The following is a 19,073-nucleotide window of genomic DNA, read 5'->3' as shown; positions in this document are numbered from 1 at the left end:
CACCGCCGGTGGGTCAACATTCACTGGTTGGATGAAAGGGGGCTACTGTTGTCGCAAGCAACGGCCCTCTGGCGACTGGCGCACATCTGGGCCAGCCTGTTGTCTCCGGCTGCGACCATGGGCCTATGTGCATTGATTAGGCTCAGGCCCCATTGATTGGCGGGCGGCGATGTGATTCAGGCTTCGGGAGGAGACTGATCATGAGCAACCTGTACTGGCTGACGGACGAGCAGATGGCGCGGCTTGCGCCGTATTTCCCCAAGAGCCACGGCAAACCCCGGGTCGATGACCGTCGGGTGCGGAGCGGGATCATCTTCGTCAATCGGAACGGGTTGCGTTGGCGGGATGCGCCCAGGGAATACGGGCCGCACAAGACCTTGTATAATCGCTGGAAACGGTGGGGCGAGATGGGCCTGTTCACCCGGATGATGGAAGGCTTGTCCGCCCAGAAGGTCGAGCCTCAGACCGTCATGATCGACGCGACCTATCTCAAGGCCCACCGCACGGCTTCCAGCCTTGGGGTAAAAAAGGGGGGCTCGGACGCCTGATCGGACGTACCAAGGGCGGTATGAACACCAAGTTGCACGCCATCACCGATGCCAATGGTCGCCCCTTGAGCTTTTTCATCACCGCCGGCCAGATCAGCGATTACACCGGCGCGGCAGCCTTGCTGGACGATTTACCCAAGCCCAATGGATGCTGGCCGACCGGGGCTGTGACGCCGAATGGTTCAGGGACGCGCTTGAGCAAAAGGGCATCACACCCTGCATTCCGGGCCGGAAATCACGTTCTTTTCCTGTCCATTACGACAAGCGGCGCTACAAAACGGCGCAACCGCATCGAGATCATGTTCGGCCGCCTGAAAGACTGGCGCCGTGTCGCCACCCGCTACGATCGCTGCCCAACCGTGTTCTTCTCCGCGCTCGCTCTGGCTGCCACCGTGCTCTTATGGCTGTGATCAACGAGTCCTGAGCCTAACGCCACAGACAATCTCCATATCTCTATTGGTCAAAGCACTACTCCCCTCGACTTGAGCGCCGTGATCGCCACGTTAAAGCTTGAAGCAGTTATCCCTATGCCATTTCAGGAAATGGGGATGTGGTCGATCGCCGGGGCGAAGTGGCGGAAGCGCGCGCCCACTGCGATTGATCAGGCTATTGATACTATCTGGATCGTTGGCGTGGCGCGAAACCAGAATGCTGAGATCATCATCCAGGCTGATCAGGCCCCTATCGAAGAGCCAGTGAACCGTTCCCGATAGTGCAATACCATTGCCCACCACATCGGGGCCATTAGCTTCGACCGGTTGAATGTGGGCCGCTTCTGCCTCCGCCCTGCCCCCGCCATTGATCAGCTTGAGGCCGGTAATGGCGCAGCGCTCATCGTAAGCTCGCAGCACAACGCGGCGGAACACCCGGTCGCGCACGGTTCGCGAGGTAAGCATCCTTTGCCGTTCCACCGGCATGCCGAAGTCAAAGGTGGCCCGCTCTTCTCGCACCACATTCTGGTCGGCGGCTTCGTCCACGCGCGGAAGTAGCGGTGCCTCTTCCCGCAAACCAGCGTCCACAATCCGGTAAAAGTCGGAAGGCGACAAAGGCCGGACAGCCGATTGTGCGCGCCCCGAAATGCCGCCCGCCTCATTGAGCACGCCCAGTTCCATGATACCGTCCGGACCACGGAAGGGAACGGGCGTGGCAAAATCGAGATAAGTGCCAGGCTCGATAATCGCCAAGTACATGCCAGGAGCACTAGGATCAGGAATAACCTGCTGAACCTTGGCAACCGCGAAATAACCGCGCGTGTCTTTGACCTTGCTGGGCTCGAGATAGATGATCCAATCGCCCACGCATTGCTCGATCCGCCCGAGATATTGGGGCGGGAACTGATAGCGTTCAGCGGGGCTATCATTATAGATCGAGTCTGATCGATGGATGAAAACGCCAAAGGTCATGAAAGCACCTTAGCGCATTGGCTTGATTGGCAAAGTCCTGAAATCGTCGAAGCAGGCCGTCGCCCTCACCGCCCCCTCGCCCGCCTGATCGAGCCAGTCTGCATCAGCTTCCCAAACGTGACCACTTGGGCAGACTGCACAGCACTGAAATGCAGCGATTTTCCTCCCGCCCCAGCCAGCACTTAGCGACACCTGCCGCCCGCGTTCCTTTTTGGCCTGACGGGGCAAGGCTGCGGATCATACGCGGCGCAGCTTTTGCACGGCCAATCGCATATGGCCAATCGCGTCGATCGTCGGATCAATCAGTGATTGCAGTTGCAGCCCGTCAGCCATGGCGATCAGCCAGCGCGCTTCCGCGTCCGCGTCAGCCTCGGGGGGGATGGTATCCTCGGCCTGCTCCTTGCGGATGGCATTTGCCAATACCGTATGCAATTGCTCAAAACGCTGCTGAATGAAGTCATGCGCCGGATGCTGGGGATCGACCGCTTCAGCGGCGAACGCAAGGTAGAGGTGTACGATACCCGGCTTACCCACGTTCAAACCGATCGCCGCCAGATATTCATCGATGCCCATTTTCTCGCCGTTGTCGCTTCGCCAACCTGCGGCGGCATCCTCGTCCCAGCGGCGGATGACCGCCTGCATCAATTCCTCGCGGCTGCCAAAGTAATACAGGATATGCGCCGGCTCGATCCCCAGCGTCTGCCCGATCACGCGCAAGGGCGGGTTGCGCAATTCCCCCCGCGCCAAAGCCCCCATGAGCCCGGTCAGGATTTCTTCGCGTTTGGCGGCACCTTTGGAATAGCTGCGCGCTTCGCCGCGGTCGGATTTTTTCCGCGTTTTGGGTGTTTGAAACGCATTTTGGGGCTGGCGCAAAATTTTTAATCCCATTAAATATTCTTATTCCAGTCTGCAGACATAGCACGAAGGGACGAGGATGAATCTGGAATCTTTTGACGAGACAGGCTTTGTCAGCCTGTTCGATGGCGAAAGCCTGAGAGGCTGGCACGCCGAACCGCGCGTCTATGGCAGCGTGTACCCCGGCGGACCAAGCGTTGACGCGATATTCGCCGCCCATGGCATCACACCGCCCGTCGAACCCGAAAAGCACCCTGCGGCATGGCATGTCGAACACGGCGCCGTGATCGGCCAACAGGCTACGCCCGGCTATGGCGGCTATCTGGTCAGCGACGAGGCATTTGGCGATTTCGAGCTGGTTCTGGAGGCAAGGCCTGACTGGCCGGCCGACACGGGGATCATGCTGCGTCGCCGCTTTCAGGACTGGACCGGCTATCAGGTGCTGCTCGACCATCGTGAATCGGGTGGCATTGGTGGTTTTTTCGGCAATGGCCTTGCCAGTTTTTCCGCGGTGCCCTTTGCCGTGCGCGCGCGCAAGAACGCGGCGGGCGAGGTGATCGGCCTGGAAGCCGACGACCCTGCCACCTCGATGGAGCCGGTGACGCAGGAGAAAATCGACCGCCTGTCCTATGCGGGCTCGGTCGAGGATTTCCTGAAGGTCTGGAAGTGGGATGACTGGAACGAAATCCGCATTCGCTGCGTGGGCGCTTTGCCGGTTATCACCACCTGGGTGAACGGGCTGAAGGTCGCGCAAATCGACACAGCCACCATTGATATGCCCGATTATGACCCGCAGGCGGTGCTCGATTACGTCGGGACACGCGGCCATATCGCGCTGGAAGTGCACGATAATGACGCCTTTTTTGGCGAATCCCGGTGGGGCCACGGCGCGAAATGCCGGTGGCGCGCCATCCGCATCAAATCGCTTGATTCAGGAGCCTGATCCATGCCCACGCTAGCCGTTTCCAGTTTTAGTCTGCACAGCCAACTTGGCCCGCTCCACCTTGAACGGCGCGAGGCCGATGGCACATTGGCCTGCACGACCTATCCATTCCCGCAGGACCATTCGCTAGAGGAATTCGCCGCCCTTGTGCGCGAGAGACTGGGCGTGAAGGCGGTGGAACTGTGCCAAATCCAGTTTGACGCCAAGGATCCCGCGCGCATCGCTGCGTTGCGCAAGGGGTTGGACGATGCCGGCGTACGCCTGTTGACCCTGCCGATTGATCTGGGCGATTTTGGTGGGACGAACCCGCAATGGCGCGCCGATGATGAAGCCCGTTCGATCGAATGGTTCCGCATCGCCGCGCAATTGGGCGCCGAATTCGTGCGCGTCAACGCTGGCGCGCCGGGCGGCACCCTCTCGCCGGAGGTGCGCCCGGCTCTGGTGGACAGCCTGCGCCGATTGGGCGATGCGGCCAACGCTCTGGGGCTGACATTGCTGGTCGAGAACCACGGCGGCACCAGTTCAGACGTCGATTTCCTGCTCGCCTTGCTGCAAGATGTCGGCCCCGAACGCCTGGGCCTCCTGCTCGATCTGGGCAATCTGGAGCCCTTGGTTTCGCTCTCGCACGCCCGGTTTAGCGATCCGAGCATGGACGTCAGTGAGATCAACTTTGAACCGCTGTATGACAGCATCGCCAAATTGGCACCCCATGCCCGTTTGGTCCATGCCAAATCCGTAGACCCCGCCAGCGACGGCCGGCCCCTTCCCGATCTGCCCAGAGCCTTGGCCATTGTCGCGGCCGCAGGCTATGCCGGTCATGTCAGCATCGAATGGGAAGGCCGATTGGGCGATCCATGGGAACAGACCGCTGGCGTCATCGCGCAGGTGCGTGCCGCCTTCCCCGATCTGGACTGACACCCGCATTGCCAACGCGTCAAAAAGGCCGCCAGTCTGCAATGACTGGCGGCCTTTCCTGTGCCCCGGTGATGGCTGATTTACCGCCCTGTCATCGCACCTTGCGGATAGGCAGGATGGCCATCGCCCCCACCAATGCCATCATGCTGGCAAAGGCAAACAGCGCGGGGTAATTTTGCCCCGCCAACCCGCCCAGCGCCAGCCCCAGAAAGACCGGTGCGATCGTCGGCGCCAAGGATTGCGGCAGGGAATTGGCGATCTGCAGCACCGCCATGTCGCGGGCCGCAAAGGCGCGATCGGGCAACACTTCGACACACAAGGCAATATCAACCGCATAATACAGGCCCTGACCGATGCTGATAAGCGCGGCCGCGATCAGGAATTGGTCAAAACTGGTGGCCAATGCCATCAGCAGCAGGCCAATCGCCATCATCACCGCCGCCAGCCCGACAAAGGGTTTGCGCCTGGCCACCCGGTCTGAAATCCATCCGCCCACGCAGGATATGGCAAAGGTCAAACTGCCCATCAGCGAGGTCGATGTGACCATGAAGGCGGCCACTTGCGCCTGTGGCACATGCAAATGATCGGTCAGATAGAAGACTTGGTAAGTGAGGGAAAAAGCCGCGCCAAACACCACCAGGAAACGGCTGGCAAAGGCCCATGCAAAATCGTGGTGGCGCAAGGCGCCCAGCCCGATATTGCCAAAGATCTCGCGCAGGGACACCCGGGGCGGGGTGACGATATCGGCGGGACTGTCCGGCACGACCCACAGGAACAGGAGCACGGCGGGGATGCTGACCAACCATGGCACAACGAACATGGCCAGCGACGAACCTTCGGTATATTGGGTCAGGAACACCCCGCATACCATTGCCGCCGTCATCGATGCGCCCAGCAAGGCCGACATCACGCCATGCTGATTTTCCGGGACAATGTCGCTCATCACTGCATTGAGTGCGGCCTGCGCGGCGTTAGACCCGATTTGGCAGATCAGCCAGCCAAGCCCAAACACCAGCGGGGTGCGGGCCATCGCCATCACCACCAGCCCGGCCAGCAAGGCCAGCGAACCAATGGCAACCCATGGTTTGCGGCGGCCCCATCGCCATGTCGTCCGGTCTGAAATCACGCCCCAGACCGGCGCGGATACCATGGCCAGCGCCGCGCCCACCCCAAGGATCAGGCCCAGCCATTGCGCCTTGCCCGCCTCGCCGGCGATAAGGCTGAGTTTGAGGGCGATCGTGATGATCAACGGCGTCAACAAGGCCAGCCATGCGGCAAATTGTGCCAGCCAATAGGCCGCCATGACAGGCCATCCGACACGAGCGCTTGGTGTGTTTTTATCTGCGCTTGTCATTGTTTCCCCTCCCCTCACATCGCTCAGCCCGTGCCCAGCAGCGTATGCGCACAAGCCAAGTCTTGCGCCAATGTTGCCAGATCAAGGCTGGCGGACGGAGCCTCGGCGCCGTCCAGCGCAGCAAGCAGGGCCTGGCGAAATCCGCCGTGGTGGATGGCAGGCAATTGGCGCAGGCCCTGGCTGTCAGCGACCGACAGGTCTACCGGGCGCGCGTCGGCGCCGCCTTGCCACGCCAGCCGCAGCGTAGCCTCTGGAGCAAATGCGGTCAGATGCATGGCGCAATGGCGCGAACTTGCCGCACCGGTCAGGCGCAGCACATGCTCTGCGCCGCCGCGTGCCGCTTTGCCTTCGATGATGAAGCTGGCGGCGGTGCGGCCGATGGTTGCCATGCCCGACACGTCCAGCCCCAGTGCCCGCGCCAGCCACAATTGGCGCAGCAACACCGCCACAAGCGCGCTGTCGTTGCGGTCAGGTGTGGCGTGAATGACAATCTCGCCATGGTCCTGGGTCAGCAGCCCGCGCAATTGTGCCACGGCGGCCGTGTCGGCCAAAGCGGACACCAGTTGCACATGGGCGCCTTGGGCGTCGGCCAGCGCGATCAATGTCTCGATGGCGGCCATGGGCACCAGCCCCGGATCCACCACAAGGATGTGCCCGGTGCCGCTCTGGATGGCGTGTGCGGTCGGTGCGGTCCAGTCCTGCCCGCCCTCGACAATGACCAGATCGAGGCCTGGCGTGACCTGTTCGGCAAGGCGCAGACTGCGCGGGAAAGACGCGACACATGCACGGCCCCAGACCCCGTCTGCGCTAAGGATTGCGATGTGTTTGGGCGTTGCATCGCTAGTCATGCGACAGTCTCCTCGGTCACCATGCGGGCGGCCTGCTCGGCGATGGCATGGGCAAATGCGAAATCCTTGGCGACCTCTACCGGGCTGGGCAGAGCCTGCGTCCCGTTCAGCATGCGCGCGATGGCATGCCATTGTTCGGCATAGCCGTTGGTGTCAGACGGCAGGTGCACATGGGTGCCCGCCGCCCCATCCCACTGCATCCGCCCAGACCCTGCCGAGACAAAGGAGGGCGTGAACTCCACCTGCAATGCGCCTTGCGGCCCCTGCGCCTCCAGCGTCCAATCGGTTTGCCAATGGCCGTGGATCACCCCCGAGATGTCGACCAGAGTATCGCCGACGCGCAAGGCAATGGCATAACCAAAGGGCTGACGAAAACGTGCCGCCAAAACCGTGACGGGACCATCAGACGGCAACAGCGCGCGCACTAGCGGCAGGTCATGAATGGCCAATTCCAGCACACACAGACGCATCAAGTCATCTGGCGCCATCGACATGGGCGAAGCCCCGGCCGCTGTTGCCGGGACCAAGGGTTCGGTGGCCCAATGTTCGAATTGGGCATTGGGTGGCAAGATGATGGTGGAACGGATCAGGTCTGGCGCAAAATCGCTGCCCTGCACCGCCTGTCTGGCCGCGATCCATGCCGGATCAAAGGCATGCATGGTCCCCACCAGCAACGCGGTGCCGTGCTTTTCTGCCTCTGCGGCGATGGTCTGAGCCTCCGCATTGGTCAGGCACAAGGGCTTTTCCACAAGGACGGCGCGTTTGCCGGCGCGTATCGCCACCAAGGCCTGTTCGGCATGGAAACGCGCGGGACTGGCGATGACGGCCACGTCGACGGACGGATCGGCAAACAGCTCTTCGCAACTGGCCGTTGCGCGTGCGCCCAGCCAATCAGCGGCCTGTTGCGCCCGGCTGGCGTCTGGGTCCCAAACAGCGGTGATGGCGAATTGGTCGGCCAAACCAGCCAGTGTGCGGGCATGTATCGCCTGAAAAGCCATGCCCGTGCCCGCGATGCCAACGCCAATTGGTTGGGTCATATCAGTGCCACTTTCATTATGAAAAAAGGCCGGAAACCGTGGTTGCGGTTTCCGGCCAGGCTTGGTTCAGAACTTCACGCCAACGCGTGCGCCAAAGACTTGGGGATCACCAAAGGAGACCAGCCCGAAGAAGCCGGCCGTGGCATTGGTCACCACCACATTGTTCTCGATGTTGTGGATATAGGCGCTGACGAAATACCGATCCTTGGGCGCGGTATAGGTCAGAGACAGGTCGGATTTGGTATAGGCGGGCTGATAGAAATAGGCATAGGTCGCCATATCAGCCATTTCATAGCGGCTGCTGAAGCGGGTTTGCCCCGACAGAACCAACCGGCCATCACCCACGGGCATGCCATAGTCAAAGCCAACGGTGGCGGTCCATTTGGGGCTGCGATCCAGCGGGCGGCCAGCAAAATTCACGCCCGGCTCGGGCACGAACTGCGCATAATGCGCATCCAGATAGTTGGCCGCCAGATGCACCGACAGGTTTTCCGAAGGCCGCAATTCGGCATCCAGTTCGACGCCATCCACCTTTGCCGAAGCGGCATTGCGCGTGATCTGGCACAACAGATCGCCATTGGGACCGCAGATATAGGCGGCCTGGCTGAGTTGCAGGCCCTGATAGTCATAATGGAACAGCGTGGCATTCAGGCGCATGGCCGGGCTGAAGCGCAGCTTTGCGCCCACTTCATAGGCCGTCAGCGTTTCGGGTTGATAATACAACGCGCTGGCACGCTGATTACAGCCCGGACCGGTGCCGACTTCGCAGCCATCGTTAAAGCCGCCCGCCTTGTACCCGGTCGAAACCGAGGCGAACACCAGACCCAGAGGCGTGGTATAGTCGAGGCCAAGGCGCCAGGTGGTCTTGCTGAAGGTGCGCCTGGCAGCGGTCGATTCCTGCGTGGCACGCCCCAGGAACGTGCCCAGCTGATAGGCATTGGTGATCGAGGTGTAGCTGTCGATCGCGGTCGAGCCATAGCGCGACTTGGTATCGCTGGAATAGCGCACGCCGGCGGTGAACTTCAGGTTGTCCATCAGGGCATAGGTCGCCTGACCAAACACCGACTTGTTGACCGCGATCGTCGGGTTGCGCAGGAACAGGTAGTCCAGATTCGGCCCAAGCAGATTATAAAGGTGCAGCGTGATATTCGACTGCTCCTCGAAATAGTATCCGCCGACCTGAGCCTGCAACCGGCCAGTGTTGATCAAGGCCGCGCGCAATTCGTGCGACGTCTGCCAATAGGTGCCGGGGAAATAGGCCATAACGGCGCCATTGGCGTAGTTGTAGATTTCATCGCGGATATTCTGGCGGTAAGATCCCACATAGGTCAGGCGCACATGGCTCAAATCATAATTGATTTCACCCATCACGCCCTTGTCGTCGTTGTTGCGGCGACTTTGCTGGTTCTGGACATTGCTCAGCGTGCGATAGTCCGCGCTGGTGCGATCGAGGAATGTCGGCGCCTCAAACGTCGAACGAGCCCCGGTGATGATATTGCCATAGAAATTGCCGGGCGGCACGGTGGCGTCCATCGCGCCCTTCAGCTTGCTATAGTCGCCCACGACATAAAAGCTGAGCGCATCGGTGGGCTGCCACAACAGCGACAGACGCGCGGAAATATTGTCCTTGAAGGGGTTCAGGCTGACGTGGTCGCCCGGATTGCCATCAATGACATAGTTGTTGCGCCGGTCATAGTTGACAGCGGCGCGCATCGCCAACGTGCTGGAGATGGGAACGTTGATGACGCCCGTCATGTTGAAGGCGTTAAAATTGCCATAGGAGGCTTCGAGCGAGCCGCCAAACTGGAACTTGGGCTTGGCGCTCAGGACATTGACCACACCCGCGGTCGAGTTGCGGCCATAGAGCGTGCCTTGCGGACCGCGCAGAACTTCGACGCGCTCCACGTCGAAAAAGGCGACTTCCTGTGATTGCGGGCGCGCAATATACACGCCGTTCAGCATAAAGGCGGCCGAGGGGTCACCCTTTTCGGTATTGTCGGTCGAGGTCACGCCACGAATGGTGATCTGCAGGCCGCCATTGCTGCGGTTGATGGTCAGGTTGGGGACGGCGCTATCAAGCTGGGTCGGGTTGACGATACCTGACTTTGCCAAGGATTCGCCGGTCACGGCGGTCATGGCGATAGGCGTCTTGGACAGGAACGATGCGGTGCGGCTGGCCGTCACGACAATATCATCGGCGGTTGCGGGCGGGGCGTCGGCCGCGAATGCCGTGCCGGTCGACATCAGGGCAACCATCCCCGTGCAGGCCAGCGAAGCCCATTTCAGGCGTTGAATACTTTTCATGCTTACTCCTCCTCCACATTCCCCCATTCGGCGGGGTATTTAAAATTTTACGGAAACAGGGCCTGCCTCAACGCATGTGTTCTTTGCGAAGGCGCGGCCGTCCAATGGCACAGACATGAAGGTTGCGACGCGCAATCTGGCACAGCGACAGGGCCGCCCTCCCCGGCGGCGCTCGGTATCCTGACATGTCACTCCCCCAAGCGATCCTGATTCTTTAATTTGATTAAACTTTGTCGGCAGAAGTGTAAAGCGCCCGTGTCAAGCTCCGGGCCAATACGCATTCGTAATCAAGCCATGCGATCTGCCCCTGCCCGGGCTGCTGCCTGTTTGAATGGCGTGAAGGCCCCGAACGCCTATTGCACCTTGCCCGCTGGACGGGGGCGGTGCATGCCCGACAGGCCCCGCCGCCCCGGATGCGCCCCGCCCACCCAACGCCCCCATGCCAGAGCTTGTCCGATGACCGTCCCTGATGCCTCCACCGCCCCTACCCCAGCCGCCAACCGGCATGTGCTGGTCGATGCCGATGCCTGCCCGGTAAAGGAGGAGATCTACAAGGTCGCGCTGCGGCATCAGGTGCCGGTGACCGTGGTCAGCAACCGCCCCCTGCGCGTGCCTGATCACCCGCTGGTGCGGCGCGTGGTGGTCAGCGATGCCTTTGATGCGGCCGACGACTGGATCGCGCAGGCCAGCGACCCGGCCAGCGTGGTGATCACTGCCGACATCCTGCTGGCCGACCGCGCGATCAAGGCGGGCGCTTGGGTTCTGGGCCCCACGGGCAAGCCTTTTACCGCCAACTCGATCGGCGGGGCAATCGCCACGCGCGCGATCATGGCCGATCTGCGCGCCGGGGCCATGGGTGAAGCGATCGGCGGCCCGGCGCCTTTTTCCAAGGCCGACCGGTCACGGTTCCTGAGCGCTCTGGACGAGATGCTGGTCCGTCTGGCGCGGACAGGCGCGCGTTAAGGGGCAATCCCGGCCCGACCGGCCTTGCTGGAATGCCGTTGCCCGCGCGCCGCCATTCATGAGCAGGCTGCATAGATCCAATCACAAATCGGCGTCTAATCGGCAAGCCTCATCCGGTTTATCCTGCCGCCACCACCCGTGTGGGGCCTCGGCCGCGCAAGGGCAGTTGGCACAGGGTGGCAAACGCCTCTCTTTGGCCAATGCGGCAACAGCAGGCGGGCCAACCCGCCCCTATTGAACACTCGGCCTCACGCGGGAGACGCAAACCATGGCAACCATCACCGTCAACGGACAACAGCGCGAGGTCAAATCGTCGCCTGACACGCCCTTGATTTATGTCCTGCGCGATGAATTGGGCGTGATGGGGGTGAAATTCGGCTGTGGGCTGGCGCAATGCGGCGCCTGTTCGGTGCTGCTGGATGGCGAGGAAATCCGCGCCTGCGTCACGCCGCTCGCCGCGCTGGAGGGCAAGGTGGTGACGACTGTGGACGGGCTGGCCGCCCGCTGGGCGCGGCAAAAGGGCGTGCCGGTTGACCCGGCGCGATTGCATCCGGTGCAGCAGGCCTGGGTGGACGAACAGGTGCCGCAATGCGGGATCTGCCAATTCGGCATGATGATCAAGGTCACCGAACTGCTGGAACACACCCCCAAGCCCACCGACGCCCAGATCGCGCAGGCCCTGACCGAATCCGGCCCCTCGCCGCATCTGTGCCGCTGCGGCTCCTATGCCGCGATCCGCGATGGCGTGCATCGCGCCGCCGTTCTGATGGCACAAGGAGCCGCATGATGAACAGCCAACTGTTTCAATTTGGCGGGGCCCAGCCGGCCGCAATCGACATCGACATCCACGGCGCGCGCCTGACCGCGCTCAGCCGCCGGGGCTTTTTGGGCACCAGCGGCGTTTTGATGGTGGCTTTGGGATTGGCTGGCCCGATGGCGGCCCATGCCGCGCCCGCCAACGCGCTGGACGCCACGCAACCGGCCAGCTGGATCGATATCCATGCCGACAGCACAATCACGCTGCGCACGGGCAAATGCGATTTCGGGCAAAGCTCGATCTACACCGCCTTCCGCCAGATCTTGGCCGAGGAATTGGGCGTGCCGGTCGAGGCGATCACACAGGTCATCTCGGGCGACACCGACCGCACCCCCGATGGCGGCGGCACCTTTGGCCTGTTGCGCAATGCGGGCGGCAATCTGCGCAAGGCGGCGGCCTATACCCGCGAGGCTGTGCTGACACTGGCGGCAGAGCGCTTTGGCGTGCCGCGCGCGCAGGTCAGCGTGGCCGATGGCGTGATCCGTGGCGGCGGCCAGCAGGCCCGCTATGGCGAGATCGTCGCGGGCAAGGATCTGCGCCTGACCATCCCGGTGGCGGGCGAGTTGACCAGCATGTTCGGTCTGGTGGTGACGGGCAACCCGCCACTGAAAAAGCCGGCTGACTATACTGTGGTGGGCCAACCCGTGACCAACCCCATCATCCGGCCAAAGGTTTCGGGCGAGACGGTGTGGGTGGGCGATGTCAAGCTGCCCGGCATGCTGCACGCCCGCACCATCCACCCGGCCACGCTGGGATCGACCCTGATCGCGCCGGGCAAGCTGGACGCCAGCTTGTTCCCCGGCGCCAAACTGGTGCGGCTGGGCAATCTGCTGGCGGTGGCCTCGGCCAATGAATGGGAGGCGGTGCAGGCCGCCATGGCCGTTGCCGCCGACACCAAATGGAGCGAGTGGAAAGGCCTGCCCGGATCGGACCACCTGCAAGACCATCTGCGCAAGGGCGTCGACTGGTCGCAGACCAAGGCCAACAAGAGCAACGCCAGCAAGGGCGATGTGACCGCCACCCAGGGCGTCAAACAGCTCAGTGCCAACTATTTCGTGCCTTTCCTGAAGCATGCCCCGATCGGCCCGACGGTATCGCTGGCTGATGTGCGCCCCGATGGCAGTGTGACGGTGCACACCCACACGCAAAACCCGCAGTTCCTGCGCCGCGCCTTGGCGCTGATGCTGGGCATCGGCGAAGACAAGCTGGTGGTCCGCACCTATCCGGGGCCGGGCCATTTCGGGCGGTCGAACGGGGGCAACGCGGGCAGCGAGGACGAGGCGGTGCTGTTGTCGCGGGCGCTGGGCGTGCCGGTGCGCGTGCAATGGATGCGGGCCGATGACATGCAATGGTCCACCCAATCCTCACCCATGACCGCCGACATTCGCATCGCGCTGGACGCACAGGGCCGCATCGCCGCCTATGAGGCGATCCATTCCGGCCCGCCGATGCAGGATGACCGGCCGATCGGCGCTCTCCTTGCCGGGCTGCCGACGATGGATGCGCCCCATCCGGCCAATCCCTCGCCACTGCACACCACATCGATGAATATCGCCGATCAATGGGTGTATGGCGCGGTACCTGCCGTGCTGGAAACGGGGCGCGGCACCTATCAGATCGGCGAAAAGGAATCGCCCATCCGCGTGGGTCTGCGTGACCATTCGATGCGCACGCCGATCCAGTTCCAGCAGAATTTCCCACGTGAAGTGGCCATCAGCGAGGCAGCCGCACTGGCCGGTATCGACGCCCTGCAATTCCGCATCGACCACGCCACCGATCCGCGTGTCCGGGCGGTGCTGGAACGCCTGCGTGTCGAGGCGGCATGGGACAGCCGCCCCTCACCCGCGCCCGCACCCAAGGCCCGCGCCAAGGCGGGCAAAGCCGGGACAGGCGTGTTGCGCGGGCGCGGCGTTTCGGTGATGCTGCGCGATCATGGCTATTGGGCCTGCGCCGCGCATATCGCCGTCACCCCGGCCACCGGCGTGGTCCGGGTGGAACGGATGACGCTGGTGGTTGACCCGGGCATCGTGGTCAACCCGCTCCAGCTCAAACGGCAGGCACAGGCGGGCTGTCTGATGGGCGTCAGCGCCGCGCTGCACGAAGAGGTCCGCTTTGATCAAGGCGCGATCACCAGCGTGGATTGGCAAAGCTATCCGATCCTGACCATGGCCGAAATGCCCGAACTCAAGGTGGTTCTGGCCCCTGCTTCGGGCAGCGATATCTATGGACAGGGATCGGAAAGCGCCAATGCGCTGGCCGCGCCGGCGATTGCGGGGGCCTTTCTGGACGCCACGGGCAAAGCGATCCGCCGGATCCCGCTGACGCCCGAATATGTCAAGCTGGCGCTGCGCGGCTGACCCCACAGCCTGTTGCCCGATACCGGGCGGGGCGGCGCGTCAGGATGCGCCGCCCCGCATCCGGGGAAAGGTCGCAAACAGCCGGATCAGCGAGCTTTGCCGGTTGACGCCGGTCTTGGCGAACAGGGCCTTCATCTGGGTCTTGATCGTTTCGCGCCCGACCCCGCGCTGGGCGGCAATCTCCTCGGGCGTGTGGTCGGCCAACAAGCCCTGCACCAACACCGTTTCCATCGCTGACAGGCCATAGGCCCCCTGCAAGGCGGCAAAGGCGGTGACGGGGGCGCTGATGTCGGGATCGTCGATTTTCAGGATTGCGCCGGCATCGCCGTCAAAACCGGCAGGCATCACCACCAAGCGATAGGCGCGCGCGCCCGACGGCCGGTGGCACAAAAAGCCCGTTCTGGCATCCACGCGCCTATCGATGACCGCCGCAACGGCCGCACGCAGGGCGCCTTCCAATTCAGGCCGCGCCACCAGATGGTTGCGGCTCAGGCTCAATCCATCGCGCTGCTCCAATATGCGTTGCGCAGCTGACGACAAGGCCAGAACGCGCAAATCGCGGCCCAGACGCACCAAGCCCTCGTCCGCCTGATCCACCAGATCCTGTAACGTGCTGGCCCGGTGGCGCTGGCGCTCCATGGCGCGGCGCAACGGGAGGATGCGCTGGATATGGCCATAGATCTCGTCCAGTCGCGCCTGATCCTGCGCCGAGAATGCCTCGTCGCTGGCCGCGCGGTGCACCGCCATCATCACTCCCTCACGCCCCAGATGCGGAATCACCCCCATGCAGCGCCCGGTATCGTCGCCATAGGGACGGTAAAGGTCGTTGTAGATCTCGGTCTGCCTGAAGGCATCGGGCGACATGCGCGCATCCAGCGCTGTCGCCCGGCCAAAATTCCCGATATCGACGGCCAGCGCCGTCCACGGATCCTGTGCCACGAACCGCCGCAGATAGACCGAGATCACGTCCTGATCCCAATAATTGGCCTGCAACGAAGTAGGCGCCCCCGCCGCCGTCAATTCAACAAAGACGGCAGAGCGGGTTCCGGCCGCTTCGGCGATACGGCTGGACAATTGTTGAAACGCGCCGTCATTATCAATGGCGGCATACATGCCGTCCAGATCCATTCGCATACACATGCCTGCCCAACAAATGTCGCCAGCCTATGTTATACGTAGATATACAAATATTTCATCCGAAAAAATGAAGACATGCGCAACAACGGCGCCCTCTCCCTGTAATTCCTGTCGGCCGGAAACAATGCCAGCGCCGCGTCCATGGCACGCAAGGCCGCGTCAACCCGCCCTCCGCGTCAGGGCAAGCGTTCGCCCCGCGCCGCCGCCAGCACAGCGTACCATTCACCGCTGGTCCATTGCACCGCATAGGCATCGCGGGCGGCCAGAATGCGCAGCGGGCTTTGCGATCCGACGATGGGGACAATGCGGGCGGGATGCACCATCATCCACGACAGCGCCGCCGCCGCCGCGTCCACGCCATAGCGCGCGCCCTGTGCCGCCAACAGGGCCGCCGCCGGGTGATCGCCGCCCACCAGCGCCCCGCCGCCCAGCGGGCTCCAGGCCAGCACCGCCATGCCGCGCGCCATCGCCTGATCCAGCGTGCCATCATACAACGGCTGATAGCGCAGCGCCGAGAACTCGGGCTGGGTGGACACCAGCGGGAAGGGCAGAAACGCCTGCAAGGCGTCCACCTCGGCCGGGCTGTAATTGGAGACGCCGATATGGGCGACCTTGCCACTGTCCACCATCGCGGCCAGCGCGGCGGCCACATCGCGCGGGTGGGTCAGGAAATCGCGGCGGTGGATCTGGTACAGCTCAACCCGCTCCACCCCCAGCCGCGCCAGTGACGCATCCAGCGCCGCGTCCAGATAGGCGGGCGAGGAATCATATGGCTTGCCCGGCCAGATCCCGCCCTTGGTCGCGATCACCATCCGCGCGCGCAGATCGGGCCGCGCCGCCAATGCCTTGCCCAGCAACACTTCCGCCCCGCCAAAGCCGATGGGTTCGCCCGCGCCATAGATGTCGGCGGTGTCGAACAGGGTGATCCCCGCCTCCAGCGCTGCCTCGATCCGGGCGATGACCGCGCCGATATCGTCGTGCCCATCCGGGCTGGCCAGCCGCCACATGCCCCAGGCGATGGGCGAAATCGGCAAGGTGCCCAGCATCAGCGGGCGGGCGTCGGGGGAGAGGATCATGTCAGCCATCGCCGTCCCATGTCACACTTGGCGGCGCGGCAAAAGAGCCCCTCCCCGTCAATGTTTAACGATAACCCAGCTTTTGCATGAAGGCCGCGCTGCCCTTGAGCGCCACCATCAGATCGTCAGCCCGGTCCTGCTCGACAAAGAAATGCTCGACGCCGGTATGACGCGCCACATCAATGATGCCCTTCATGTCCAGCGAGCCGTCGCCCAGATAGGTGAGATGCGGGAACATCGCGATCCAGTCTGACGCCCCGCCGCCATCGCCGGCAAAGCGGTGATTGCCACGCATGTCCTTCAGGTGGACCATGCGGTAACGGCCCTTGTACCGGGTCAGGAAATCCTTGGGATCGGCCCCGCCCGCAATCGTCCAATAGGTGTCGAGTTCAAAGAACACGCTTTTGGGATCGGTGGCCGACAGCAGGGTGTCCAGCGGGCGCACACCATTGACCGGCACAATACCATAGCCATGGTTGTGATAGGCAAAGCGCACGCCGTGGCGCGCGGCATCGCGGCCGATGGCGTTGAACATGTCGGCGGCGCGCTTGTAATCGTCAAACGTCTGGCGGTGATCGGCCGGCAGACTGGGCAGCGTGACATAGGTCGCCCCCAGCGCATGGGCCGCCGCCGCCAGTTCGCCCATCCGCGTTTGCAGCGTGAACAGATCGGTGTGCAACGAAGGCACGCGCAGCCCGTGACTACGGAACAGCTTGTTCAACTGCGCCGTGCTGCGCCCGTAAAATCCGCTACCCGAAAAGCCCAGCGATTTGGCCGTCACCTGCCAACTGGCGATCTGGCGCGGGTCGCTGAAACTATAGGGGCCAAACATCTCCAGTTCGCGATAGCCCAGCCCCGCCAGCATGGCGATCGTGCCGTCAAAATCGCTCTCCAACTGCTTGGCCACCGACCACAGCTGAATGCCAAAGGCGTGAGTTTTAGCCCGCGTTTTCGCCAGTGTCTTGGCCCCCGCTTTGGCCAGTGCCGTCCCGCCGACACCGGCACCGATCAGGGCCGCGCCCGTCCCGGCCATAAATTGCCGTCGTTCCATGATTTGTTCCGCTCCTCTCTTGCTTTATCGTTGCCGCGCAAGCTCTGCCTTCAGGCCCACGCGGTCAAGCCTGCATTCGTAGCGGTAAACCGGCCCAATCAGGAAAAGGCGACATCGATCAGGGCTGGGCCATCCTGCGCCTCACGCGCGGTCCGGGCCACCAGATCGTAAAAGCCCGTCAGCACCGGCACCGGCGCGTACAGTTCGACCATATGCCCCAGCGCGGCGCTGGTATCGACAAAGGCAAAGACAAAGCCATCGTTCATCACGCTGCGCTGCGCCAAGGGAAAGCCCAGCGCGCCCAGCCGCGCCACCTCTGCGTCCACATCGTCGACGAACAGCGCCATATGGTGCAGCCCATACCGTCCGCCATCTGCCGGGAACAGATCGTGGCAGGCCGATGGGGCGGGGTTATGCTGGCACACGAACTCCACCATCACCTCGCCCCATTGGCCATAGGCGGCGGAGTGGTCGAACGGCCGCTCCACCCCGCGATGCACCGATGCGGCCAGTGGCACGTGATCGGCGACATAAAACGGCCCCGACCCAAACGCGGCGCGGTGGGCCAGCGCGGCGGCGCGCACATCGGCGCAGAAATAGGCCACCTGCCGCACCGGGCGATCAAACAGGACGCCGCTCATATCGTGCTGCCGCCATCAATGCGGAACTCGGCGCCCGTGGCAAAACCGCTCTCGTCACTGGCCAGATAGACGCAGATGGCGGCGATTTCCTCTGGCCGGCCCAGACGTTTCAGCGGATGCACATCGACAAAGGATTGATACAGCGCGGCCGGATCCTCGGACTGGGCCAGCACCTTGTCGATGATCGGCGTGTGGATCGCGCCGGGATGCACCGAGTTGCAGCGGATATTGTACCCCTGCTGGGCAAAATGCAGCGCGCAGCTTTTGGTCATATGCGTCACGGCCGCCTTGGCCGCGTTATAGGCCACCAGATTGCCCTGCGCGCGCACGCCGGTCATGCTGCTCATGTTGATCACCGATCCGCCGCCTGCCGCGCGCATCAGCGGGATCACATGCTTGGTCCCCAGAAACACGCCCGCCACGTCGATGTCGAATTCATGGCGCAACTGGTCCAGCGTCACCTCTTCGATACTGCCCAGCGTGGTGATGCCGGCATTGTTGACCAGCACGTCCAGCGCGTCACAGGTGGCGAAGGCCTCGATCCACTGCGCTTCCTCGCGCACGTCCAGCGGCACGAAACGCCCGCCCAGTTCATCGGCCAGCGCCTGCCCCTCGGCCACATCGATATCGGCGATGATCACCTGCGCACCCTCGGCGACATAGGCGCGGGCGATCGCCGCCCCCAGCCCCGACGCGCCCCCGGTGATGAAACAACGCTTGCCGGCCAAACGGCCCGCCTTGCCTTCGCTCATGTCATGCTCTCCCAATTATGGCGGCACTCTATCGCGCGGGCGCGGGGGCGAAGGCTGTCCTTAACGCTAGGT

The 19,073-nt window shown here is 63.0% G+C and carries 16 protein-coding genes and 1 pseudogene; 6 read left to right on the top strand and 11 right to left on the bottom strand.

Going from position 1 to position 19,073, the window contains the following annotated elements:
- Positions 1–200: 200 nt before the first annotated feature.
- Positions 201–958 (top strand): annotated as a pseudogene (locus GTZ99_RS02655) (IS5 family transposase).
- Positions 959–1,051: 93 nt separating this feature from the next.
- Here the strand turns inward: GTZ99_RS02655 and GTZ99_RS02650 are convergent.
- Both GTZ99_RS02650 and GTZ99_RS02645 read right to left on the bottom strand, forming a co-directional pair.
- The gene (locus tag GTZ99_RS02650) at positions 1,052–1,951 is read right to left on the bottom strand and encodes an HNH endonuclease (protein ID WP_161716721.1); all 900 of its coding nucleotides are present in this window, start codon (positions 1,949–1,951) and stop codon (positions 1,052–1,054) included.
- A 237-nt stretch (positions 1,952–2,188) separates the two neighbouring features.
- Positions 2,189–2,662 carry a TetR/AcrR family transcriptional regulator gene (locus GTZ99_RS02645; RefSeq protein WP_161716720.1) on the bottom strand — a complete coding sequence of 158 codons (474 nt, stop codon included), beginning with the start codon at positions 2,660–2,662 and terminating at the stop codon, positions 2,189–2,191.
- 223 nt (positions 2,663–2,885) lie between these two features.
- Between GTZ99_RS02645 and GTZ99_RS02640 the strand changes: the two genes are divergently transcribed.
- Together GTZ99_RS02640 and GTZ99_RS02635 are read left to right on the top strand one after the other, a co-directional pair.
- Complete coding sequence (locus GTZ99_RS02640; RefSeq protein ID WP_161716719.1) at positions 2,886–3,749, top strand: 3-keto-disaccharide hydrolase; 864 nt, start codon at positions 2,886–2,888, stop codon at positions 3,747–3,749.
- A gap of 3 nt (positions 3,750–3,752) precedes the next feature.
- Entirely contained in the window at positions 3,753–4,664 is a 912-nt protein-coding gene (locus GTZ99_RS02635) for a sugar phosphate isomerase/epimerase family protein (protein ID WP_161716718.1), read from the top strand.
- Between the two features lie 91 nt (positions 4,665–4,755).
- Here GTZ99_RS02635 and GTZ99_RS02630 read toward each other — a convergent pair whose 3' ends face one another.
- The 4 genes from GTZ99_RS02630 to GTZ99_RS02615 all read right to left on the bottom strand — a co-directional run bounded on the left by GTZ99_RS02630 (position 4,756) and on the right by GTZ99_RS02615 (position 10,207).
- Positions 4,756–5,967, bottom strand: coding sequence for an MFS transporter (locus GTZ99_RS02630; protein WP_161716717.1), 1,212 nt, complete (start codon positions 5,965–5,967; stop codon positions 4,756–4,758).
- 74 nt (positions 5,968–6,041) lie between these two features.
- Positions 6,042–6,866, bottom strand: coding sequence for a hypothetical protein (locus tag GTZ99_RS02625; RefSeq protein WP_161716716.1), 825 nt, complete (start codon positions 6,864–6,866; stop codon positions 6,042–6,044).
- Positions 6,863–7,903 (bottom strand): Gfo/Idh/MocA family protein, encoded by a 1,041-nt coding sequence (locus GTZ99_RS02620; RefSeq protein WP_161716715.1) that lies wholly within the window; start codon positions 7,901–7,903, stop codon positions 6,863–6,865. Before GTZ99_RS02620 ends, GTZ99_RS02625 begins: the two co-directional genes overlap by 4 nt.
- 66 nt (positions 7,904–7,969) lie before the next feature.
- Positions 7,970–10,207, bottom strand: a complete 2,238-nt coding sequence (locus GTZ99_RS02615) for a TonB-dependent receptor (RefSeq protein ID WP_161716714.1) — start codon at positions 10,205–10,207, stop codon at positions 7,970–7,972.
- 456 nt (positions 10,208–10,663) lie between these two features.
- Here GTZ99_RS02615 and GTZ99_RS02610 point away from each other — a divergent pair, with 456 nt between their 5' ends.
- The 3 genes from GTZ99_RS02610 to GTZ99_RS02600 all read left to right on the top strand — a co-directional run bounded on the left by GTZ99_RS02610 (position 10,664) and on the right by GTZ99_RS02600 (position 14,344).
- On the top strand, positions 10,664–11,170 hold the full coding sequence (locus tag GTZ99_RS02610) for a YaiI/YqxD family protein (protein ID WP_161716713.1): 507 nt from the start codon (positions 10,664–10,666) through the stop codon (positions 11,168–11,170).
- Between the two features lie 268 nt (positions 11,171–11,438).
- On the top strand, positions 11,439–11,957 hold the full coding sequence (locus GTZ99_RS02605) for a (2Fe-2S)-binding protein (RefSeq protein WP_161716712.1): 519 nt from the start codon (positions 11,439–11,441) through the stop codon (positions 11,955–11,957).
- On the top strand, positions 11,957–14,344 hold the full coding sequence (locus GTZ99_RS02600; protein WP_161716711.1) for a molybdopterin cofactor-binding domain-containing protein: 2,388 nt from the start codon (positions 11,957–11,959) through the stop codon (positions 14,342–14,344). Before GTZ99_RS02605 ends, GTZ99_RS02600 begins: the two co-directional genes overlap by 1 nt.
- 39 nt (positions 14,345–14,383) lie before the next feature.
- Here the strand turns inward: GTZ99_RS02600 and GTZ99_RS02595 are convergent, their stop codons facing one another.
- From GTZ99_RS02595 to GTZ99_RS02575, 5 genes are all read right to left on the bottom strand, one after another.
- Positions 14,384–15,478, bottom strand: a complete 1,095-nt coding sequence (locus GTZ99_RS02595; RefSeq protein ID WP_161716710.1) for a helix-turn-helix transcriptional regulator — start codon at positions 15,476–15,478, stop codon at positions 14,384–14,386.
- A gap of 179 nt (positions 15,479–15,657) precedes the next feature.
- Complete coding sequence (locus GTZ99_RS02590) at positions 15,658–16,566, bottom strand: aldo/keto reductase (protein ID WP_161716709.1); 909 nt, start codon at positions 16,564–16,566, stop codon at positions 15,658–15,660.
- A gap of 55 nt (positions 16,567–16,621) precedes the next feature.
- Complete coding sequence (locus tag GTZ99_RS02585) at positions 16,622–17,608, bottom strand: sugar phosphate isomerase/epimerase family protein (protein WP_161716708.1); 987 nt, start codon at positions 17,606–17,608, stop codon at positions 16,622–16,624.
- Between the two features lie 98 nt (positions 17,609–17,706).
- Positions 17,707–18,249 (bottom strand): VOC family protein, encoded by a 543-nt coding sequence (locus GTZ99_RS02580; RefSeq protein ID WP_161716707.1) that lies wholly within the window; start codon positions 18,247–18,249, stop codon positions 17,707–17,709.
- Complete coding sequence (locus tag GTZ99_RS02575; RefSeq protein ID WP_161716706.1) at positions 18,246–19,001, bottom strand: glucose 1-dehydrogenase; 756 nt, start codon at positions 18,999–19,001, stop codon at positions 18,246–18,248. The genes GTZ99_RS02580 and GTZ99_RS02575 overlap by 4 nt, the downstream gene beginning before the upstream one ends.
- Between the last annotated feature and the right edge of the window lie 72 nt (positions 19,002–19,073).

Origin of the sequence: Novosphingobium ovatum (genome assembly GCF_009909235.1) — a bacterium.
GTDB lineage: Bacteria > Pseudomonadota > Alphaproteobacteria > Sphingomonadales > Sphingomonadaceae > Novosphingobium > Novosphingobium ovatum.
This window is presented reverse-complemented; position numbering and strand designations above follow the sequence as displayed.

Excerpts from the sequence above, each read along its gene's own strand:
- GTZ99_RS02650 (WP_161716721.1), bottom strand. The coding sequence starts at position 1,951 with ATGACCTTTGGCGTTTTCATCCATCGATCAGACTCGATCTATAATGAT.
- GTZ99_RS02640 (WP_161716719.1), top strand. The coding sequence starts at position 2,886 with ATGAATCTGGAATCTTTTGACGAGACAGGCTTTGTCAGCCTGTTCGAT.
- GTZ99_RS02635 (WP_161716718.1), top strand. The coding sequence starts at position 3,753 with ATGCCCACGCTAGCCGTTTCCAGTTTTAGTCTGCACAGCCAACTTGGC.
- GTZ99_RS02630 (WP_161716717.1), bottom strand. The coding sequence starts at position 5,967 with ATGGCGGCCTATTGGCTGGCACAATTTGCCGCATGGCTGGCCTTGTTG.
- GTZ99_RS02625 (WP_161716716.1), bottom strand. The coding sequence starts at position 6,866 with ATGACTAGCGATGCAACGCCCAAACACATCGCAATCCTTAGCGCAGAC.
- GTZ99_RS02620 (WP_161716715.1), bottom strand. The coding sequence starts at position 7,903 with ATGACCCAACCAATTGGCGTTGGCATCGCGGGCACGGGCATGGCTTTT.
- GTZ99_RS02615 (WP_161716714.1), bottom strand. The coding sequence starts at position 10,207 with ATGAAAAGTATTCAACGCCTGAAATGGGCTTCGCTGGCCTGCACGGGG.
- GTZ99_RS02610 (WP_161716713.1), top strand. The coding sequence starts at position 10,664 with ATGACCGTCCCTGATGCCTCCACCGCCCCTACCCCAGCCGCCAACCGG.
- GTZ99_RS02605 (WP_161716712.1), top strand. The coding sequence starts at position 11,439 with ATGGCAACCATCACCGTCAACGGACAACAGCGCGAGGTCAAATCGTCG.
- GTZ99_RS02600 (WP_161716711.1), top strand. The coding sequence starts at position 11,957 with ATGAACAGCCAACTGTTTCAATTTGGCGGGGCCCAGCCGGCCGCAATC.
- GTZ99_RS02595 (WP_161716710.1), bottom strand. The coding sequence starts at position 15,478 with ATGCGAATGGATCTGGACGGCATGTATGCCGCCATTGATAATGACGGC.
- GTZ99_RS02590 (WP_161716709.1), bottom strand. The coding sequence starts at position 16,566 with ATGGCTGACATGATCCTCTCCCCCGACGCCCGCCCGCTGATGCTGGGC.
- GTZ99_RS02585 (WP_161716708.1), bottom strand. The coding sequence starts at position 17,608 with ATGGAACGACGGCAATTTATGGCCGGGACGGGCGCGGCCCTGATCGGT.
- GTZ99_RS02580 (WP_161716707.1), bottom strand. The coding sequence starts at position 18,249 with ATGAGCGGCGTCCTGTTTGATCGCCCGGTGCGGCAGGTGGCCTATTTC.
- GTZ99_RS02575 (WP_161716706.1), bottom strand. The coding sequence starts at position 19,001 with ATGAGCGAAGGCAAGGCGGGCCGTTTGGCCGGCAAGCGTTGTTTCATC.